Raw genomic sequence first — 16,874 nt, forward strand, 5'->3', positions numbered from 1 at the left:
GTATTCTCAATAAACGAAGCATATAGCTGTCAGGAGCGGATAGCAAGTGAAACGGCTTTCATTAAAAAAGAAAGAATCCAATGATGATATTCCTATCTACGATACTGATCTTAGCAGGATTTTATGTCACTTATATGTTCGCAGAGCGTTTCGTGAAGAGAGTGAGAAACTGATACAGCAGGGAGATCAGCTGGATGGCTTATCCCTTCTCTTTTCTCATGCTTTTTTCCGCCTTGCAAGTACTCGATCTTCACCTGCTTATTTTCAAAGTGGCAGTGGGAGTAAGCGCTCCTCATGATTGGGTATCTGTTGTTGCTGCTTAACTTAAAAAGGGTCTATAGTAGTTGGTATTCAAAATTCAGTAAAGAACGTAAAAAGCATGATCGTCACCTTTGAGACATCCTATCATGCTCTTATTTCAGTCTAACCGTGAGAATAGCGCGCGAGAAAACAATTGAACTGTTTCTAACTCCCAATAAGGCGTATTCGATAATTGCTTATCTGGCTCGGGGAGCTTTCCCCGTTTATAGTAGACATGAACCTTATGGCGGTTCCAGGATTTATGGCCTTGATCCTGTAAATATCGCGCGACATCCGTCTGATTGAAATATACAGGCTCTTTCTTTGTCTTATATGCTACCGGAGGCCGTTTGATAGGCATCGTCGCTTTAGAGGTTGAATAGCGGCACGTTTGTATATACCTCTCAATAAACGACAGTATCATTAGCGCATCTTCTCTGTCCGTGAGGCTGTTTAACAGACGAATATCAAAGCCGTTCGTATCAGGGTCTTTCAAAAACAAATACAGTGCGTAAAACGGGTATTCCTGATCCGTAAGCTGTTCCGGTGCTGTCTGCTCAAAATGCGGAAAAGAAGTAAGCAGTTCCTTTAACGTAGCGTTCATCCTTAACACCCCTTTGTTTACTTTGTATACAACGTAGCACATCAAGTTTACAAAGTAAACATTTTATACTGAATATTTCTTAGTAGATGAGTTGAACACCTATCACATGCAACTCTTTTAATGCTTTTTCGTTTGCTCAAGCGATCGATCATGCTAAAGTAGGTAATGCAAAACGGATGATAACAGGAGGTTTTTAGATGAGTGTGCAAGCTGAACGGAAAGTAACGCGCGAGGAATTTATGGACCTGGCTCAGTCCGGGATGGTGGAATTGTTTGATTTGGAGCAGTATAAAGTGGTGGATGGCTACAAAGGAGAAACACGTAGCCACTTCGTGTACGATACATCAACGCACGACTGCTTTTTAGTTGATCTGGCTACTGCTTACGATCTCGTAACTGGCTTTTACGCAAAAGGTGACAAGCAAGCTGTTTCCGCTTCGTTAAAAGAAATCGCTGCCTCTGTCTAATTATTTTAAGGCGGACTTATTTCTAGCCAGCAGACATACAGTAATGTTAAAGCCAAACGTTCGAACCTGCACGTAAGGCCGGTGTCTCGCCATCAGAGATCTATCAGATTCCGTTTGCTGGAAAAAGAATAAATACAAAAGGAAGATGACGCTCCGTTTCTGGAGCATCATCTTCCTTTTTGTTTGTTACACAGGTGTATAGCGTCGTACGGATTTTACGCAACAACGTTTATCGGTACAGCAGTGAACCTTGCGATCATGTTTAAAGATAAAGGTTTGAAAAGTCTGTACCTGGTAAAAAAATGAACCTGTTTTTTGGATTTACACGTACACGCTATTCTTGATCGATCGACGATACGCTTAAAAGCAGATTTGGCATCTCGCAATCTCTACAAAGTAGCGTGAAATGCTGTATTAGCTAAGAGGATTAGCGTCATCAAAATTGAGTTTAAAAACGCACCAAGGTAGACATTGCCTGTTAATTTGAAAAAATAGCGATTGTATATAGCAGCGATTGTCAGTATTGGAACTAATCCAATCACTACGATTGAGGATAAGGACTCTGCAGGGAAACCAGCTGTTCCTGTGGTAAACAAGAGCCCATAATGATAAACAAGATAAAAGACCAGTCCTCCAACGAACATGAAAATAGAAACAGCGTAGCCTTTAATACCGTTAAAACTCTCGTCAGAAGTCGTCCTATTTACTGAATATCCGACAATAAAATAAAAAATGAAGAAGAGAGGCGCATAAATGAATAACGCCATCAAATGGTGAAATCCAAACGTTTTTACGGCTAACGTCCACAGACGGAAGTCGGTTTTGAATAATGCATCAACCAGATACAGTAAAGCATAGCCTATCACGATCGAAAGAACAGCTATCATCAGTGCAGCAACAATCGCCTTTGGATTAACCTTTAGCCCAGTACGGTGTAGCTCCATTTTTTGAGAGCCACTTGATAAATGATACTGACCAATAACGACCATCAGTGTGATTAAAGCTACGTTTACAGCCCAAAATAAAATTGGATTTCCAGTAGGTGCTCCCAGTAATTCAGTAACAGTAATGAGCTCATTCTGAAATTGCAATAAAGCAAATTGGATAACACTAACGATCAGTATAAACCCCGAAGCCTTTTTGATGGCGATCCTGCTTTGTTTACGTGCAAAGGAAGCAACAAATACTGCAATACTTGTGAACATTATAATGATATTAACCATCAACACTAGACGAATAGCACTCTCATCAGCACTGTAGAATGCCGTAAATAACAATGCCGGAAAAAAGGCCCCAAACAAAATCAAAATTAAATTTGCAGCCTTTTCTCCATCTGACTTAGGAACTGGCACCGCTTCAGGAGCTTTGACATTAACGTTTGATAAGACAGGTGCCTGTGTGAGAAGTCGAATAGAAGGAACGAACAAAAGGAAGAAACCAATTAAAGCTACAAAGGAAAACCATTCTTTGTACATCCAAGATTGTCCGCTTTCTCCAATTTGAACAACTTCGCTGTAATCAGCAAAGGCTTCGTCATAAAATTCGATAGCGTGTCCTGTAGTTGTCATAGAAAAATGATTCCATGGATGAATCTCTTCCGGTTGATAAATCACTCTTTGTCCTTGATTATTTTCAAAAAATTCACCTTGTTCCGGAGTATCAGGATTTCCAAGAAATGCTTGAGCTTCTTCTGTTTCTATATAATTTTTACGCTGAACAGGCCGTTCTTCGGCAGCAGCTTCCGGGTCAAAGAAAAACTCATCATACGTAGCTGCGATCTTTCCGGCTGTTCTTGGTCCATAAGCTGCAACGATATCTTCAAGTTCATACTCTAAAGCATAAATCCATTGATAGTCAGAGCCCATCGTTAAGTAACTGTCGATTTTTCTAACACCTGTTTCTTCATAAAACATTTCATCAAGCATGATAGCATGTGTTGAAGAAAATCCACCCATTGAGTGACCTGAAGCAGCTATGATACCATTCCCTTCATCATCCTTTAACACAAAATCCTGCTCATACATGTAATTCACTGCGTCGTATATCGACGTAGGCCAAAATGAGAAGAACGGAATTGGTTTGTCCATCGTCCCAATCGAATGACCGTGGTCGTATTGGTCCAGTGCCAAAACGACATATCCTCTTTTAGACATTTCAATTGCCTGAGGTGCCTGCATTTCAGCTGAATTTAAGTAGCCGTGTGTGGCGACGATCGTTGGCCGCGGTTCGTCAGCCGCTCCATCAGGTACATAAAGCAAACCTGACAATTCTCCTCCTTCTGTTCCAAAACTAACTCTCGTAACATCTACATCCCCCGAAGAGCTATTAGCCAAAAATGCTGCAAAACTTCCTCCAAATATCAGCACAATTGACACGACAAGCATCGTGATCCATTTTTTACTCACATCGATCTCCCTTCGATTTTGTGTGAGCCCATAAAAAAACGCACGCCAAATGTATGGGGATATCCCCATCAAAAGGCGTGCATTCCATCGTCTCAGCACTATCTTTATTAATATAAGGCTAATCTTACCCATTAATGATAACGCTGTCAAGAAATTAATGTAAAATAACGATTAAGAATACTTAGTCAAATTAACTTATATCCAATTGATTCACTTAATATATTATCTTTCATTACTATTAGTTGGTTTTATTTTACATTTAAAGCATTGTAGAAAGTAGTCAATTTTTCATTTTTGAGAATGGCTTAGCTTGATCGAACATATAGCTAGTTCTTTTTTATGTACCTAATCTCTGTTTTATACGTAGGATAGCTGAAACACCGCTCATATTCATACAGATATATCGCAATGAAGTCATCATCCCTCAGGAAGACGACTTCATTTTTAGGTGCTCGCTCTCATTTAACCCACCAGCAGGCTTAAAATAAACCCGAGCGCAACGGCTGCGAAGAAAAATAAAATTCGAATCATATTACCCTCCATGTATCATGTACTAATACGTGTCCGGCTTATTGGCATGGTTGATTCAGATCTAAAAAAGATTCCCCAATTAAGCTGCGATCGCTGAAACATTCGCTGATGAAGATTCCTTTACGTATTGTCTTTCTCTAGCTTCCTGACAATTTCAGCAAGATACCTATTTCTTTCTTTTTGAAGATTAATCAGGCTGATGAAGAACCAGACGGCTAGACTAATTAAGATTGGATAAACCACAAACGGTAAAACCGCCATAATGTAAAATCCGATTTCACTTCCAGTTCCAAATATAATCATTAACCCGACTAAAAATGCTGCACCAAAAATCAACCCATATTTCATTCTCTACCTCCTTTGTACCAGACAGCTATCCATTCTTTTCTTTAAAAATTCATTCTTCATTATGTAAAACCACTTCATTACCGTACCATAATTTCCATTTAAAAGGAATGAGGCATATGATGAGAGCTTCGGCAGGTGCCGTGATAATCTTAGATTAAGAACGGATGAGGGCGGTGAAGGGGTTGAAACAGTGGATACCATTGCTCGCGATTGCGATGCTTGTCGGAGGTGCGATGTTCGTGTTTCAGGAGCCAACGGACGATCCGCAAATTGCCGAGCTTGAAGCAGAGGTCGAAGCGCTGACGGAGGAGCGGGATGACCTGCTCGATTCGCTGAACGGCTATCCGGAGACCTATCAGGTAGCGCAGGCGGTGCAAATTACGGAGCAGTTTGTACAGGCGGACTCACTTGACGAGGCTTCCGGACTTTTATCTGTTCATGCTAACGTCATCCGCCACGAAGGCAGGCCGACCGGCGTGATTCAGTTTGACGATATGCATACGTACCAGTGGCTTTCTCCGGACGAACTGGAGCAGCAGTTTGCCGATTTTCGCATGACGGAGGCCGGACTTGTGCTGAGCTATGCAGCTGATGTTCCCGATGTACCGAGCCACGCGCCGTTTTTCATGGACTACCTGCTTATCGAAGAGGATAATGAGTGGCGCATTTCCCGTGTGGCATTTAATGCCTCTAACTGAAACCTTTTCCATGCAACTGACGTATTCCAATTACTGGAGGCGATTTGATGGAATTGATGGTTGCACTGATTCTCGTTGCTTTATTCACGTGGCTGATTTTTCGCTATCAGCTTTCCGGTGCGTCGATGTTAAGCCGGGGTCTCGCGCGAAAAAACGGCTGGAAAAAAGCGTCCACGTCGGTTCTGACGTGCGGTACGTGCGGCAACGAGATTGAAACGAAGGAAGAGACGGCATATTGCGAGAACTGCCGTGCTTATGTATGAGAGAAATGGCCCTGTGAGGCCCTTTTTTTAGGTTGTCCGCTCCTGCAGATGCACGATCAGTCTGCCTGCTGCTGCCCGTCCCGCCCGGAGCGCACCTTCCATAAAGTGCGGATACGTTTCGGCAAGCTCGCTGCTCGCAAAGACCATGCCTTCATGTGGCTCTCTCAAAATCACATACGGCTTGATCATATGACCGTAGCGGATCGAATCGCCGTAGCCTCCGCCGCAAAATGGATGATGCACCCATGATTCAGCCGTCCGGGACGTATAGGATGCGGCTGCTTCTCCAAATGCATCCGTAAGCCAGCTCTCTGCTTCCTCCAGCATGCGGTCTTCCTCTTCTGTCGCCATTGATTCGGCGGTAGCCGCTCCAATAAACATCGTCAATCGCGCATTTTTTCCTCTCATCGAGGAATCTATCACGTTTACCCCGTCCGGATTCGTAAAAATGACCTCGGCAACGGATGTTTCTTCCCCTTCCACCTCCATCTGCGTCCAGAAGGCTTCGTTATATTCCCACGTTATCTTAATGATGGAGCCATTTACATAGCTGTGAAGCGCCTCCTCGTACTGCTTTGCTGCAAGCTCCGACAGCTTGATACGTGCTGCTACGGTTGGTGGGACGGCGATGATCACGCCGTCTGCGTCCCACGTATTTGATTCCGTACTCACAGAGACTTCGCCTACGGACGTGTTGATTTCCGTAACAGCCTGTTCCATATGCAGAGCGTCTTGCAGCGGTGCTGCGAGGTGCTCAGCCAGCTTCGTGAGCGGGCCGTTCACCTGATGCGTCGTGTCTTCTTTTTCAGACGGATAGCGGTCGTTCATCGACAAAAAGCCGGCAGTACTCACGAGATGCGGCTCGACGTTCAGCTCCTCGCCGTACATGCTCGAAATAACCCGCTTCTCTTTTTCTTTAATATCCAGTCGTTTGTATAGATCGGTCAGGGGAATGTCATCGCGCTCCGTCTCGATTTGCATGTACTCCAGCTGCTCCTCGTGATCCTCCACCTGCTCTTCAATCACTTTTGGCTCCGGAGCCTGAATCAGCAGGCCATCATCTGAAACGCCCGTCCGAATGAGCGAAAAGCCAGTTTTTGCTGCCAGCTGCACGATCTCCGTCATATCCGGATTAATCAGCTGCGCCCCGCGTTCGACAAAGTGCTTTCCGTCGTCACTTACCTCCGATTTTACCTTGCCGCCGATGCGGCTCTCCGCCTCGAGTATGATCGGCTCGCAGCCCATTTCCAGCAGTGCATGAGCTGCTGCCAGACCCGAAAAGCCCGCACCGACTACGATAATTTTTTTCGCCATAACTCCCACCCCTTTTTTGAATACCGTACCCCGTTTTTATACTAGTGTAACTAGATAGAGACTTAGTATGTTTTTATTTCCTTGTGTTGCGCATAATAAAATTCCTGTTTATATAGAAACCAATTTTTCTATTCTCACAATCGACTTAAAGAGGTTTCCAATTTAAAGAATTTAATTCATAATAAGGAAGTCACAACACTTATCTATTCGACTAATTACCGACTTCACTTGATACTAGATTTTGGAAGGAACAGTCGTCAGGCAGGAGGAAAATATGGAACAACACTCATTAACAAAACCTACGATGACCCCGAAAGAAAGACTTAGCGCTTTGGCCGGTGCTGCGTTCCTGATGGCAACATCAGCTGTTGGACCAGGCTTTCTGACTCAGACTGCCGTATTCACCGAACAATTACTTGCGAGTTTTGCGTTTGTCATTCTTGCTTCAATTATTTTGGATATCGGTGCTCAGGTAAACATTTGGAGAATTATTGCAGTAACAGAAAAAAGAGGACAGGACATTGCAAATCAAGTACTGCCTGGTCTCGGCTATATCGTCGCTTTTTTTGTAGTACTTGGAGGCTTAGCTTTCAATATTGGCAATGTGGCTGGAGGCGGATTAGGTGTAAATGCTTTATTCGGGTTTAATCCAGTAATCGGTGCCATTATGACGAGCACTGTTTGTATCGTTATTTTTCTTTTCAGGCAGGCTAATATGGCAATGGATAAAGTTGTTCGCTACCTTGGAGCCCTCATGATTTTATTGACCGCTTATGTCATGTTTGTCAGCCAGCCTCCCTATCAGGAAGCCGTGCTGCGAACTGTAGCCCCTCTCGAATTGGATATCCTCGCGATTATTACAATTGTAGGCGGCACAGTTGGCGGTTACATCACGTTTGCCGGCGGTCATCGCCTTCTTGATGCTGGGATTACCGGAAAACAAAATTTAAAATATGTAACTAATACAGCTATAGGCGGCATTGTTACCGCTTCAGTCATGCGATATTTATTATTTCTTGCAATATTAGGAGTGGTTGCAGCGGGTTCTTCATTAGATCCGGAAAATCCAACAGCTTCCGCTTTCCAGATTGCTGCAGGTGAGATTGGATTCCGCATGTTTGGATTGGTGCTGTGGGCTGCAGGGATCACGTCTGTTATTGGCGCCGCCTATACTTCTGTTACTTTTCTAGCTTCCTTTCACCGATCGATCGACTCGAATCGGAATTATTGGGTAATCGGGTTTATTCTTTTTTCAACAGGTGTTTTTGCGCTTGTCGGTGAACCGGTTACGCTGCTAGTGCTTGCAGGAGCATTTAACGGATTAATCCTTCCGCTAACGCTCGGATCGATATTACTTGCAGCTCATAATAAAAAGATTGTAGGCAGCTATGAACACCCTTTCTGGCTAACTATTTTTGGAGCGATTATTGTTGTCTTAACTGCTTATTTGGGAGTGCGTACACTTATTATGTCTGTGCCTCAGCTTTTCTAGCAATATACATGTACTGAAACGTAAAAGACTAAATCAGCTAAAAAACAACTACGACTTAGGAGGTATTATCTTTGGATAACCAAGCAATTTCATCTACAAAAAAGGCGTTTTACAAACGTTGGTGGTTTATCACTCTTATTATTATTTTAGCTATTTCTGTTGCTACAGCTCAAGATGAAGAAGATCTTGCGAATGAAGAAGCAGATGTTTCCGCTGAGGAAAATGAGAACACAGAAGAAGATACGTCAGCTTCTTCTCAGAACAATCATGCTGACGAAAATGAGATTATAGCGGATGAAAGCGAAGAAACGAATACGAAAGTGAATTCCGAAGATGAGAACGACAAAACAGAAGCTTTTTCTCCAGTCAATTGCAAAGATTTCGAGTCAGCCGAGCAAGTTTATATGTATTGGACTGAAGAGGGCTACACATCTGAAAATGATCCAATGGGCTGGGACGGAGATTCAAACGGGGTTCCCTGCGAGCAATTAACGACCGACATTGCTGAAGAGTTTTTAACATATGAAGAAGAGAAAACAGGAAATGGAACTGAAGAAAACCCTGCTGATCTCTCAACAACAGAGGATGAATTGATACGTTACTTTACTTCTTATATAGAAGATGAGCATGATCATTATACTGTGATCGAAAACGTACGAGTAAATGATAATCTTTCTGAAGATGCAGAATCAGATACTTTCATCGTTTTAATCGATGTAGAGTTCCCTGTTCAGAACACGCGGGATACAGGCGAAGACATGATGCGCGCAGTTTCATCAGATATCGCTGCCCACTATGCGAATAAAGGAGCTGGCAATGTAGCTGAGATTGCTGTTTTCTGGACTGATACGTATCATAATCGAAATTTGAAGTTTGCTTACGAATATGATGACGGAGCCTTCTATGTAATGGACGAAGCGATTGCTAATTAAGCTTCTCTCATTTTCTCTTTGCAGCTTTGTTGATTTTAATATTTCTCACTACGATATTAGAAGGATAGCTGTTATTACGGTCATGAATAGACTCCTGAACTGTCTCTTTACTACTTCACTATTCAGGAAGTCTATGGACCGGTTTAAATGCATGTTCCTGTTTCCATATTTAACGATTAGTTGCCAATCTCCTCAAGCCAATGCATCAGCTGTCGTCTTGGGTAATAAACGGTGCTATTAATCTTAATGTGGGGAATATCCTCGTTCGCTTCGATAAGTTGACTGGCATCCTTTATTGCTGGAGATACGTTCAACAAAATCGAAATCCCCGTTGCGCTCCAAAATAAAGGTTCTATTGCCGATACGAAATTCTACAGAGCTGTCCAATCTTCATGTTGGACCCAGCTTCCAATCATACTCTGCACGGAGGCGAGCGTTAGTGCAGTCAATGCTAAACCGAATGCCATCGCTAATGTATAATCTTTTCCGGTGACGTACAAATACAGATTGATTACAGTTGCTGCAAACGCCAGCATGCTGACGATCATCCACAACATAATCACCTCTGCTTCTTTATTGGCATACACTAATCAACTTAATGTCATGCGACCTATCGGTTAAAAATGTCGAGGTAATCGTTGCTGATAATATAAAAAATCAGGATCATCACGAGTGCTTGGGCGCCTGTAATCAATGCTTCGTCTTTCCAATGAGACTTTGTGTAAAAACTGAACAACCTTGCGATCATAAAAGCGCAAAACCAAATGAGGAAAAACACCATCATAAATCCAACTTTGCATCACCTGCCTGTTAAAAAGTGTTGAGAGGCGTGTCCCTTTCTCCGTTGCCCTGCCTAATACCAATTGGACATACCTTTATTTACCAATTTATGTTACGTTGTAAGCAGTATTCATACAACGGAGGTCGGCCATGAAACGAATTTTTTACGCTTTGCTGGCACTTGTTTCTGCTGTTTTTGCTTTCGTCACCGGCGCGTATGTCGTGTATTTCACTGCTCAAACTGCGATTCTTCCGATTGAGGCGTGCAGACCGTTCTTTATTTTCACGTCTGACAGTGTGCAGACGTGCGGGCAGATGCATACAGCCGATGCGGTGCTGGCGCAGTTTCGCAGCCCGCTCGTGTATCTGTTTCTCGCAGTTCTTGTCACAACAGCTGTCTCGCTTACCCTGTTGATCAAAAGCAGAAAAGCCGGCGCAGCGCCTTGAAGTGCGCTGCCGGCATATCCTTTTAATGGGGATGTTCAGTTGGAACTCAGCGGTAGATGAAGTTGACGACTCGTGAATCGGCGACGGGCTCGTAGCCGATGCGGGTGTAAATGGCGTTGGATGTCGGGTTTGCCAAATCGGTGTAGAGCGTACAGAACGAATAGCGGCTTAACAGCTCTTTCGTGAGCGCGGCGGTGACGTTTTCGGCGTAGCCTCTTCCTCTATACTCCTTTGGCGTGTACACATGCTGCACGGCACACGATCCGGCTGCGGGACGACCAGCTCCCGCCATCGAAACCGCTTGACCATCATCCTCCCAGAGCAGCACGCTTCGCTTGGAAATAAAGCGCTCCGCAAGCTCTGCTGCTTCCTCTTTTGTTACTCCGTCGAGTGCCTCCTCTGCGAAGGCCTCAATCCATTCGGTTAACAGTGCTGCATCTTCCTCTTCCGCCCAGCGCGGTGCTCCGCTAGTTTTTCTCGGCGGGATCACCCGGTCCGCACGAAAAATCCGCTGCTCCATGCCGACTTCACTTTGACAGCCGTGCGTCGCCTGCCAAATCGTTTGAAACGCTTCTACTGCCGGAATGCTGCCGATGATACTTGGCACGTCATGAACGGCAAGCTCCTTGATGGCGCTCGTCCAAACGGGTTCCAACTCCGTAGTAAACGCCGATAAGATCAAATGGTGCGGCGGCGTCCTTACGAGCAAAGCGAGCACCTCTTCTTTCTCTTTAACAGCTACAAGCAGTGGCTGATCGCTCTCAACCAAGTTATGTAAAATACCATACGGCAATCCATTGGCTGCCTGGTTTGCGGCAAGCTTTTCTCCTGCCAATGCCAGTGCTTCTTTAGCCGTGCTAAGTGAAACCGTGTCCATTTCCCCCACTCCTCTCTTCATTCAGTTTAACAAAATATATTTTCCAACATCATGAAACAATTGTCACGTGTCGTCCGTAACTTACGTAGAGAAAATGTGGAGGCGATGACGATGCGAACGATTTTAAGCCTGCTTGCGGTCTCACTGCTTGCAGCAGTTCCGGTTCAGGCAATCGAGCAGAATGCGACAAACTATACCGAAACCTACATGGAAGAACGAATCGAAGAAGGAAGTTTTAAAGGAGCGATCGTCAGCATCGTCCAGGACGGGGACGTCGTGCTTGCAGACGGTTACGGGATGGCCCATGCTTCACTGGAAGCGGATGCCGATACGCTGTTTCGCGCCGGTTCTGTCGGTAAAAGCATGACCGCTGCCGCCGTGCTGCAGCAGGTCGAGGCTGGTACGCTGTCGCTTGAAGCTTCAATCACCGATATGCTTTCCATTGAGCTCGCCAACGAGCCGGCAGAGACGGTGACGATCCCGCACCTGTTAACCCATACGGCTGGCTTTGATGAAACGATGACGGGCTTTTATGCTACGTCCTACGATGAGGTGGATCCGGTTCGCTTTCTCGAGGAGCGGACACCTGCTTTAAAGCGCTCGCCAGGCACCGAGGTGGAGTACAGCAATGTGGGACTCGCGATTGCTGGTCAGCTGGTGGAGGATGCTTCCGGTGAACCGTTTCCTGACTATGTGGAAGCACATATTTTCGAACCGTTAGGCATGAATGATTCCTCCTTTCGCCAGCACGAGGATTCCTCTGCCGTAGCCGCGAGCTACATTGGCGATCAGCCTTATCCGTATTCTTATATTCACATGGTTCCGGCAGGCTCGATCACAACATCCGCGAACGACATGGCGCTTTACATGCTCGCGCATCTGGAACAAAACGAGGAGCTTGCCAGTTCAGAAAGCTTTTCGCTGATGCATGAGCCGCAGTTTCACATGCACGAGGACGTGCCCGGGATGCATTTCGGTCATTATGGATCGCAGTTTGGCGGCCTCGATGCGGTTCGCCATGACGGCTCGATTGACGCGTTCATGTCGACGATGATGCTCGTTCCGGAGCTTGATCTTGGTATTTTTGTCTCCACAAACGGCGTGACCGGGATCGAATCGCAGCGGGTAATTGCTGATTATTTAAGCGGGCTCGCTGAAGCGATGGGAGTGGAAACTGAGCCCCACACTCTCGCTGAAACGCCGACAACAGAGGACGATCTTGCGAATTTTTCAGGCTCCTACACGATGAACCGGGTCAATGAAAAAGGTCCGCTCAGCATCATTTCGATCTTTAATCCGACGATTTCGATCGAAGCTGCTTCAGACGGCACGCTGTCCGTTGATGATCTGCATTTTTCCGGAGGCAGATACACCATGCAGGAATCGAGTTCTCCGCTCGTTTTCCAGCAGGTAAACGACGATGAGACGCTGGCGCTTTTGGAAAATGATCAGTTTATCAGCTCCGTCTACCCGATGATGGTGTTTAACCGGGTGCCGCTCATTGGCGAACGTTATCTTTCCTACGCTGTGCTTGGCTTTATCGGAGCAGTGGCGGTCTTTTTCCTGCTCGTGATCCCGGTACGAGGATTGTACCGGATTATCCGCCGGCGTAAGGTGCCGGATAAACGCCTTCGAATTCTCGCCTTCTTTACGGTGCTATTCCTGCTGCTTGCAGCCGGTACAATGGCCGCGTCTGTGCAGCTGTTGATCTTTGGCTATGTGACAGCTGGTACGTTTATGCTGGCTGCCCCGCTCGTACCGCTCCTGCTGGCGTTGATCTACGCGCTCGTCTGGTGGCGGGCAGACCGGGCAAAAAGCAGCGTCGGCTTTCTGCTGATCCAGGCAGCGGTCGTCTTTTTCGCCGCCTTTGCGTTATACTGGCAGATGACCCCTTTCCACGTATAAACACACCTGCAGTTTAGCAGAAGATCGGGAAGGGAACTTTTATCGTAGATATGAAAAAAGGGGGATTTTCCATGGAGGTTCGAGAACCAGTCGGCTTTTGGAAGCGGCTTGCGGCCGTCATATTAGACGGGATCGTCATCACTGCAACGATCTTTATTTTTGCGCTGATTGTTTTCGGTGAATTTGCGGCTGAAGAACGGCTTTTGCAAGTATTTGAAGGCATTTTACCCATCGTTTATTACGTGCTGCTACCCGTGATCTGGACCGGATATACAATCGGAAAACGGGCGCTTGGCATTCGCATTGTTCGCACAGACGGCTCTCAGGTAGGGCTGCTGACGATGATCGTCCGCGAACCGGTGTCCTACATTCTGTATGCACTGACGTTCGGCATCGGCTTCATCGCATCTGTCATCATGGTGATTGCGCGTAAGGATAAACGTGCGCTGCATGATCTGCTTGCTAAAACATATGTCACCAGCATTCCGCCGGAACCAAAGCGATAAACGTACCGCTCCTTAGCGATAAGGAGCGGATTTTTTATGCAAATAGTTGCTATTTGTTCTTACATATGGAAACATAACGATACGGTCTTACGTACATTAAAGAGAACATCTTCATCGAATCCGAACAGGAAATCAGCCGATGCACGGTTCAGCTCTAAAGGCTTTCCTTCATTTTGCGATAAGTTTACTGAAATTTCGGTTTTCTTAGTTGTTTGGCAGCTTCTTCATTCAGGTCTCGTTCCTGACTCAAAGGGAGGTATGGATATGGTAATCGGTCTGATTCTTGTAGTTTCGGCAGTTATTTATGTCATGATTCATTGGGATACCAACAGCAAAAAATCACTTTACGGCAGTATTGGACTGTCGGCAGCCGGTCTCATTTGTCTTATCGCGGCGGTCATGATATTGGATTCGACTTTCCCCGACTCCGGCTCTGTGGCAACGCTTGAAGCAGTAGAGACGTTGATTATTGCATCCGTCATTGCAGTTCCTGCGGGAATTATGTTAGTGATCATTACCTCGATCGCGCGCAAGAAGCGAAATGAGAAAGAATCAAAAACATGAGTTAAACCTGGTTACCATCATCCAAGCTCTCATTACTTTTCTTCCTGCTCCCATCAAAATACATCACTAAATGAAAGGCATCTTAGCAAAGCTGCATATAGCTTTGCTAGCTCAATCCGCACCGCAGGTCGATTCAGCTGAAAGGAACGTATCTCGACAACTGCAGGCTGTAGCGTATCTGGGGTCTTTAGCAATGCAGCTGGAACGCGAAGTCTTTTTTTGCTCAGTTACTCCGTTCAGATCATTATTTCTAACAGACAGAGGGCGGTAGAAGATGAACTATTATGTAACGGCAATCGTTGGAATTCTCACGTTTTGTTTAGCTATGTATTTATTGCTAAAAAAAACTGCCTGGTTTCACAGGTCAGAAATTAAAAAATCTAATCAGCCGAAAGAGGCTCATTCAACTACTACTCCTCTTTCGATTCTTGACTACTATACGAAGACGAAGGCCCATTATGAATTTTTTTATCAAGTTGATAAAGATCGACAATATGAAGAAGTGATCTTTTATCCCTCCTCGAATGAAAGGAAGGTTCAAATTACTGCTTTATATGTTGAACGTGGTTTTCTTGAAAAACAGTCCCGAAGAAATATCGCCCAAATGTTTAAACTATTGGGCTATACCAATCGGTTAATGAACCCGAATGTTTTGGTGAATATGGTAAGATCCGGGGTCGCCGCCGCTTCTTACCTCCTGCGAGGCAGGTTATTGGTCATGGGTCTTATTTTCACCGCATTAATCTCTTTTTCCTTAGATGAAAGTCTTGCATTCTTCACAGAATTTATTGGAATCTTTGTCATGTTCGGATTGTTTTTTTACGCCTTATATTTGTTAAAAGAGTTTATTGCTTATTTTCTGCAAAACATTTATTCCTTAAAGCTTTCCAAATCATTTGGTGTGACAACAAATGAATATAAATCTGTTTTCATCTATCTTTGGACGTCATTCATCTTATTTTTCAGTACTCAGTTTCTCAAATGGTTACTGATCGCCACGTTGATGTTCGTCATTATAATGCTATACAATTAATTCACTTTTATAGCGTGCGGAATCAATCTACACCATCCATCCCAAGCACTTTCATATGGATGCAGTGAATGCCATGAGCTATCTGAACGTGCACGATCCTAATCAATTGCTTTTCAGAAGGAGCAGGACGACATGCATATATTCGGGGAATTTATTCCGTTACCTATCTTTTTAATGCTTTGCGCGATCTATGGCATTGGACTAATTTGGGGCTGGCGTGGTCCTCGGCGTTACCGGCGGGACCGCTTTTTCCCCATGAAAGGAATGAAACCTCGTGAGGTGTTAGAGGATGTGACTGCCGGTGCATTGTTTGATGAGGGGCTTCCGTTCACACATAACGGCTCGATTCCAGGGTATACACGAGAGTCTGCACGAAGAGATGTCTTTTTTCATTTCAGGCCTGCCGGAACCACAACAGGCGCAACGTGGTCGCACTATCTTGCTGATGCTGTCCGGATCAGTCAGAAGACGATTGATTATGCCAGGGTCGCAAAAATGCTCGGTGTGATCAATCTGGAGTTGTCACCGGGCTGGCGAATGTGGCCTTTACGCTTTCTGTCCCACTATCTTTTCTTCTTTCTGTATGTTTTTGCTGTTGGCTTTATGCCATTAGTGATTACGTTGGAGCATGTTGGCGATCAACCTTATGATCCAAGCCCGCCATGGGAACTGCTTGCTGTCGGCGGCTATATGATCCTTTTTTATATGATGGCCCGATTAATAGTGGAGACGGTTCAGTATGCCGTTCAGCTAAGGCGTTCGAAAAAGATTGTTAACAAACTCAGTTTGTTTAACAGCAGGGAAACCGTGCAGACTATCTATCGCTATCTTCATCGTCAGCTTGGCTGCTATGTCGTTAGCTATGCCACTCTTATTATTATCGTTTTCGCTCTGCTCAGTTTAGTAGAGCCTCCATACGGGATTGATTGGTAGCAAAGATCATGCAGCTGCCGTTCCTTCACGTTGCATAGCGGTTTTTCATGGATATCGTTGCAGTTTTTCCTTAAATATGGAAACATAGACATACAGATTCTTTTTGCAGAAAGGGGAACACCAGTGATGCGATTGGTAAACAAAACGCAGCTGGCATGGAGTCTCGTTCTATGCCTGATGATCCCACATGTGGTTCCAAGCGCTTATGAGAGCGCCGGCCGGGGCAGCTACAGCTTCGGACTGCCATTTGAGTTCATTACCATCTATCAGCTTGAACCAGGGAGCGGCTGGTTTTTCACTAACTTTTTCAGCGGCAACGACGGCATGTTTGTCAGTATCGGCGCCCTCGTACTGAACGTGCTGATTATTTATGGAGTCGTGCGATTGATCGCGAGAATGACTTTTGCTGGACGTGATAAAAAATACCGACGAACACCCTCCGTAACCTAACATGCACGTCACCACCGCTCAGGAA

Annotated in this window: 18 protein-coding genes; 12 read left to right on the top strand and 6 right to left on the bottom strand. The window is 45.1% G+C overall.

Going from position 1 to position 16,874, the window contains the following annotated elements:
- Nucleotides 1-418: 418 nt before the first annotated feature.
- Nucleotides 419-904, bottom strand: coding sequence for a hypothetical protein (locus ACFO4L_RS11315; RefSeq protein WP_377909783.1), 486 nt, complete (start codon nucleotides 902-904; stop codon nucleotides 419-421).
- A 197-nt stretch (nucleotides 905-1,101) separates the two neighbouring features.
- Between ACFO4L_RS11315 and ACFO4L_RS11320 the strand changes: the two genes are divergently transcribed.
- Nucleotides 1,102-1,371, top strand: coding sequence for a hypothetical protein (locus ACFO4L_RS11320; RefSeq protein ID WP_168009119.1), 270 nt, complete (start codon nucleotides 1,102-1,104; stop codon nucleotides 1,369-1,371).
- 389 nt (nucleotides 1,372-1,760) lie between these two features.
- On the opposite strand, the gene ACFO4L_RS11325 is transcribed toward ACFO4L_RS11320, so the two are convergent.
- Nucleotides 1,761-3,776: a serine aminopeptidase domain-containing protein gene (locus ACFO4L_RS11325; protein ID WP_377909784.1), complete on the bottom strand. Its 2,016-nt coding sequence runs from the start codon at nucleotides 3,774-3,776 to the stop codon at nucleotides 1,761-1,763.
- Nucleotides 3,777-4,427: 651 nt separating this feature from the next.
- Nucleotides 4,428-4,655 carry a hypothetical protein gene (locus tag ACFO4L_RS11330; protein ID WP_377909785.1) on the bottom strand — a complete coding sequence of 76 codons (228 nt, stop codon included), beginning with the start codon at nucleotides 4,653-4,655 and terminating at the stop codon, nucleotides 4,428-4,430.
- Between the two features lie 182 nt (nucleotides 4,656-4,837).
- On the opposite strand from ACFO4L_RS11330, the gene ACFO4L_RS11335 reads away from it, so the two are divergent.
- Both ACFO4L_RS11335 and ACFO4L_RS11340 read left to right on the top strand, forming a co-directional pair.
- Entirely contained in the window at nucleotides 4,838-5,353 is a 516-nt protein-coding gene (locus ACFO4L_RS11335; RefSeq protein ID WP_377909786.1) for a hypothetical protein, read from the top strand.
- Nucleotides 5,354-5,400: 47 nt separating this feature from the next.
- The gene (locus ACFO4L_RS11340; RefSeq protein WP_377909787.1) at nucleotides 5,401-5,616 is read left to right on the top strand and encodes a hypothetical protein; all 216 of its coding nucleotides are present in this window, start codon (nucleotides 5,401-5,403) and stop codon (nucleotides 5,614-5,616) included.
- Nucleotides 5,617-5,643: 27 nt separating this feature from the next.
- On the opposite strand, the gene ACFO4L_RS11345 is transcribed toward ACFO4L_RS11340, so the two are convergent.
- Nucleotides 5,644-6,930: a flavin monoamine oxidase family protein gene (locus ACFO4L_RS11345; protein WP_377909788.1), complete on the bottom strand. Its 1,287-nt coding sequence runs from the start codon at nucleotides 6,928-6,930 to the stop codon at nucleotides 5,644-5,646.
- Nucleotides 6,931-7,204: 274 nt separating this feature from the next.
- On the opposite strand from ACFO4L_RS11345, the gene ACFO4L_RS11350 reads away from it, so the two are divergent.
- Complete coding sequence (locus ACFO4L_RS11350; protein ID WP_377909789.1) at nucleotides 7,205-8,422, top strand: NRAMP family divalent metal transporter; 1,218 nt, start codon at nucleotides 7,205-7,207, stop codon at nucleotides 8,420-8,422.
- Between the two features lie 71 nt (nucleotides 8,423-8,493).
- Nucleotides 8,494-9,354: an excalibur calcium-binding domain-containing protein gene (locus ACFO4L_RS11355; protein ID WP_377909790.1), complete on the top strand. Its 861-nt coding sequence runs from the start codon at nucleotides 8,494-8,496 to the stop codon at nucleotides 9,352-9,354.
- A 371-nt stretch (nucleotides 9,355-9,725) separates the two neighbouring features.
- Here the strand turns inward: ACFO4L_RS11355 and ACFO4L_RS11360 are convergent, their stop codons facing one another.
- Nucleotides 9,726-9,911 carry a hypothetical protein gene (locus tag ACFO4L_RS11360; protein WP_377909791.1) on the bottom strand — a complete coding sequence of 62 codons (186 nt, stop codon included), beginning with the start codon at nucleotides 9,909-9,911 and terminating at the stop codon, nucleotides 9,726-9,728.
- Nucleotides 9,912-10,284: 373 nt separating this feature from the next.
- Between ACFO4L_RS11360 and ACFO4L_RS11365 the strand changes: the two genes are divergently transcribed.
- Nucleotides 10,285-10,581, top strand: coding sequence for a hypothetical protein (locus ACFO4L_RS11365; protein ID WP_377909792.1), 297 nt, complete (start codon nucleotides 10,285-10,287; stop codon nucleotides 10,579-10,581).
- Between the two features lie 46 nt (nucleotides 10,582-10,627).
- Here ACFO4L_RS11365 and ACFO4L_RS11370 read toward each other — a convergent pair whose 3' ends face one another.
- Nucleotides 10,628-11,458 (bottom strand): GNAT family N-acetyltransferase, encoded by an 831-nt coding sequence (locus ACFO4L_RS11370; RefSeq protein WP_377909793.1) that lies wholly within the window; start codon nucleotides 11,456-11,458, stop codon nucleotides 10,628-10,630.
- Nucleotides 11,459-11,569: 111 nt separating this feature from the next.
- On the opposite strand from ACFO4L_RS11370, the gene ACFO4L_RS11375 reads away from it, so the two are divergent.
- The 6 genes from ACFO4L_RS11375 to ACFO4L_RS11400 all read left to right on the top strand — a co-directional run bounded on the left by ACFO4L_RS11375 (nucleotide 11,570) and on the right by ACFO4L_RS11400 (nucleotide 16,849).
- Entirely contained in the window at nucleotides 11,570-13,363 is a 1,794-nt protein-coding gene (locus ACFO4L_RS11375; RefSeq protein ID WP_377909794.1) for a serine hydrolase domain-containing protein, read from the top strand.
- Nucleotides 13,364-13,434: 71 nt separating this feature from the next.
- A complete protein-coding gene (locus ACFO4L_RS11380) occupies nucleotides 13,435-13,869 on the top strand; it encodes an RDD family protein (protein WP_377909795.1) in 435 nt (144 codons plus the stop codon).
- Between the two features lie 264 nt (nucleotides 13,870-14,133).
- On the top strand, nucleotides 14,134-14,433 hold the full coding sequence (locus ACFO4L_RS11385; RefSeq protein ID WP_377909796.1) for a hypothetical protein: 300 nt from the start codon (nucleotides 14,134-14,136) through the stop codon (nucleotides 14,431-14,433).
- A 274-nt stretch (nucleotides 14,434-14,707) separates the two neighbouring features.
- Complete coding sequence (locus ACFO4L_RS11390) at nucleotides 14,708-15,466, top strand: hypothetical protein (RefSeq protein WP_377909797.1); 759 nt, start codon at nucleotides 14,708-14,710, stop codon at nucleotides 15,464-15,466.
- A gap of 132 nt (nucleotides 15,467-15,598) precedes the next feature.
- Nucleotides 15,599-16,399 carry a hypothetical protein gene (locus ACFO4L_RS11395; protein WP_377909798.1) on the top strand — a complete coding sequence of 267 codons (801 nt, stop codon included), beginning with the start codon at nucleotides 15,599-15,601 and terminating at the stop codon, nucleotides 16,397-16,399.
- A 126-nt stretch (nucleotides 16,400-16,525) separates the two neighbouring features.
- Nucleotides 16,526-16,849, top strand: a complete 324-nt coding sequence (locus ACFO4L_RS11400) for a hypothetical protein (protein WP_377909799.1) — start codon at nucleotides 16,526-16,528, stop codon at nucleotides 16,847-16,849.
- Nucleotides 16,850-16,874 lie beyond the last annotated feature (25 nt).

It is taken from the genome of Bacillus daqingensis, from assembly GCF_042654445.1.
Classification (GTDB): domain Bacteria; phylum Bacillota; class Bacilli; order Bacillales; family Salisediminibacteriaceae; genus Alkalicoccus; species Alkalicoccus luteus.

Excerpts from the sequence above, each read along its gene's own strand:
- ACFO4L_RS11360 (WP_377909791.1), bottom strand. The coding sequence starts at position 9,911 with ATGTTGTGGATGATCGTCAGCATGCTGGCGTTTGCAGCAACTGTAATC.
- ACFO4L_RS11400 (WP_377909799.1), top strand. The coding sequence starts at position 16,526 with ATGCGATTGGTAAACAAAACGCAGCTGGCATGGAGTCTCGTTCTATGC.
- ACFO4L_RS11340 (WP_377909787.1), top strand. The coding sequence starts at position 5,401 with ATGGAATTGATGGTTGCACTGATTCTCGTTGCTTTATTCACGTGGCTG.
- ACFO4L_RS11385 (WP_377909796.1), top strand. The coding sequence starts at position 14,134 with ATGGTAATCGGTCTGATTCTTGTAGTTTCGGCAGTTATTTATGTCATG.
- ACFO4L_RS11395 (WP_377909798.1), top strand. The coding sequence starts at position 15,599 with ATGCATATATTCGGGGAATTTATTCCGTTACCTATCTTTTTAATGCTT.
- ACFO4L_RS11350 (WP_377909789.1), top strand. The coding sequence starts at position 7,205 with ATGGAACAACACTCATTAACAAAACCTACGATGACCCCGAAAGAAAGA.
- ACFO4L_RS11380 (WP_377909795.1), top strand. The coding sequence starts at position 13,435 with ATGGAGGTTCGAGAACCAGTCGGCTTTTGGAAGCGGCTTGCGGCCGTC.
- ACFO4L_RS11375 (WP_377909794.1), top strand. The coding sequence starts at position 11,570 with ATGCGAACGATTTTAAGCCTGCTTGCGGTCTCACTGCTTGCAGCAGTT.
- ACFO4L_RS11370 (WP_377909793.1), bottom strand. The coding sequence starts at position 11,458 with ATGGACACGGTTTCACTTAGCACGGCTAAAGAAGCACTGGCATTGGCA.
- ACFO4L_RS11390 (WP_377909797.1), top strand. The coding sequence starts at position 14,708 with ATGAACTATTATGTAACGGCAATCGTTGGAATTCTCACGTTTTGTTTA.
- ACFO4L_RS11330 (WP_377909785.1), bottom strand. The coding sequence starts at position 4,655 with ATGAAATATGGGTTGATTTTTGGTGCAGCATTTTTAGTCGGGTTAATG.
- ACFO4L_RS11365 (WP_377909792.1), top strand. The coding sequence starts at position 10,285 with ATGAAACGAATTTTTTACGCTTTGCTGGCACTTGTTTCTGCTGTTTTT.
- ACFO4L_RS11315 (WP_377909783.1), bottom strand. The coding sequence starts at position 904 with ATGAACGCTACGTTAAAGGAACTGCTTACTTCTTTTCCGCATTTTGAG.
- ACFO4L_RS11345 (WP_377909788.1), bottom strand. The coding sequence starts at position 6,930 with ATGGCGAAAAAAATTATCGTAGTCGGTGCGGGCTTTTCGGGTCTGGCA.
- ACFO4L_RS11320 (WP_168009119.1), top strand. The coding sequence starts at position 1,102 with ATGAGTGTGCAAGCTGAACGGAAAGTAACGCGCGAGGAATTTATGGAC.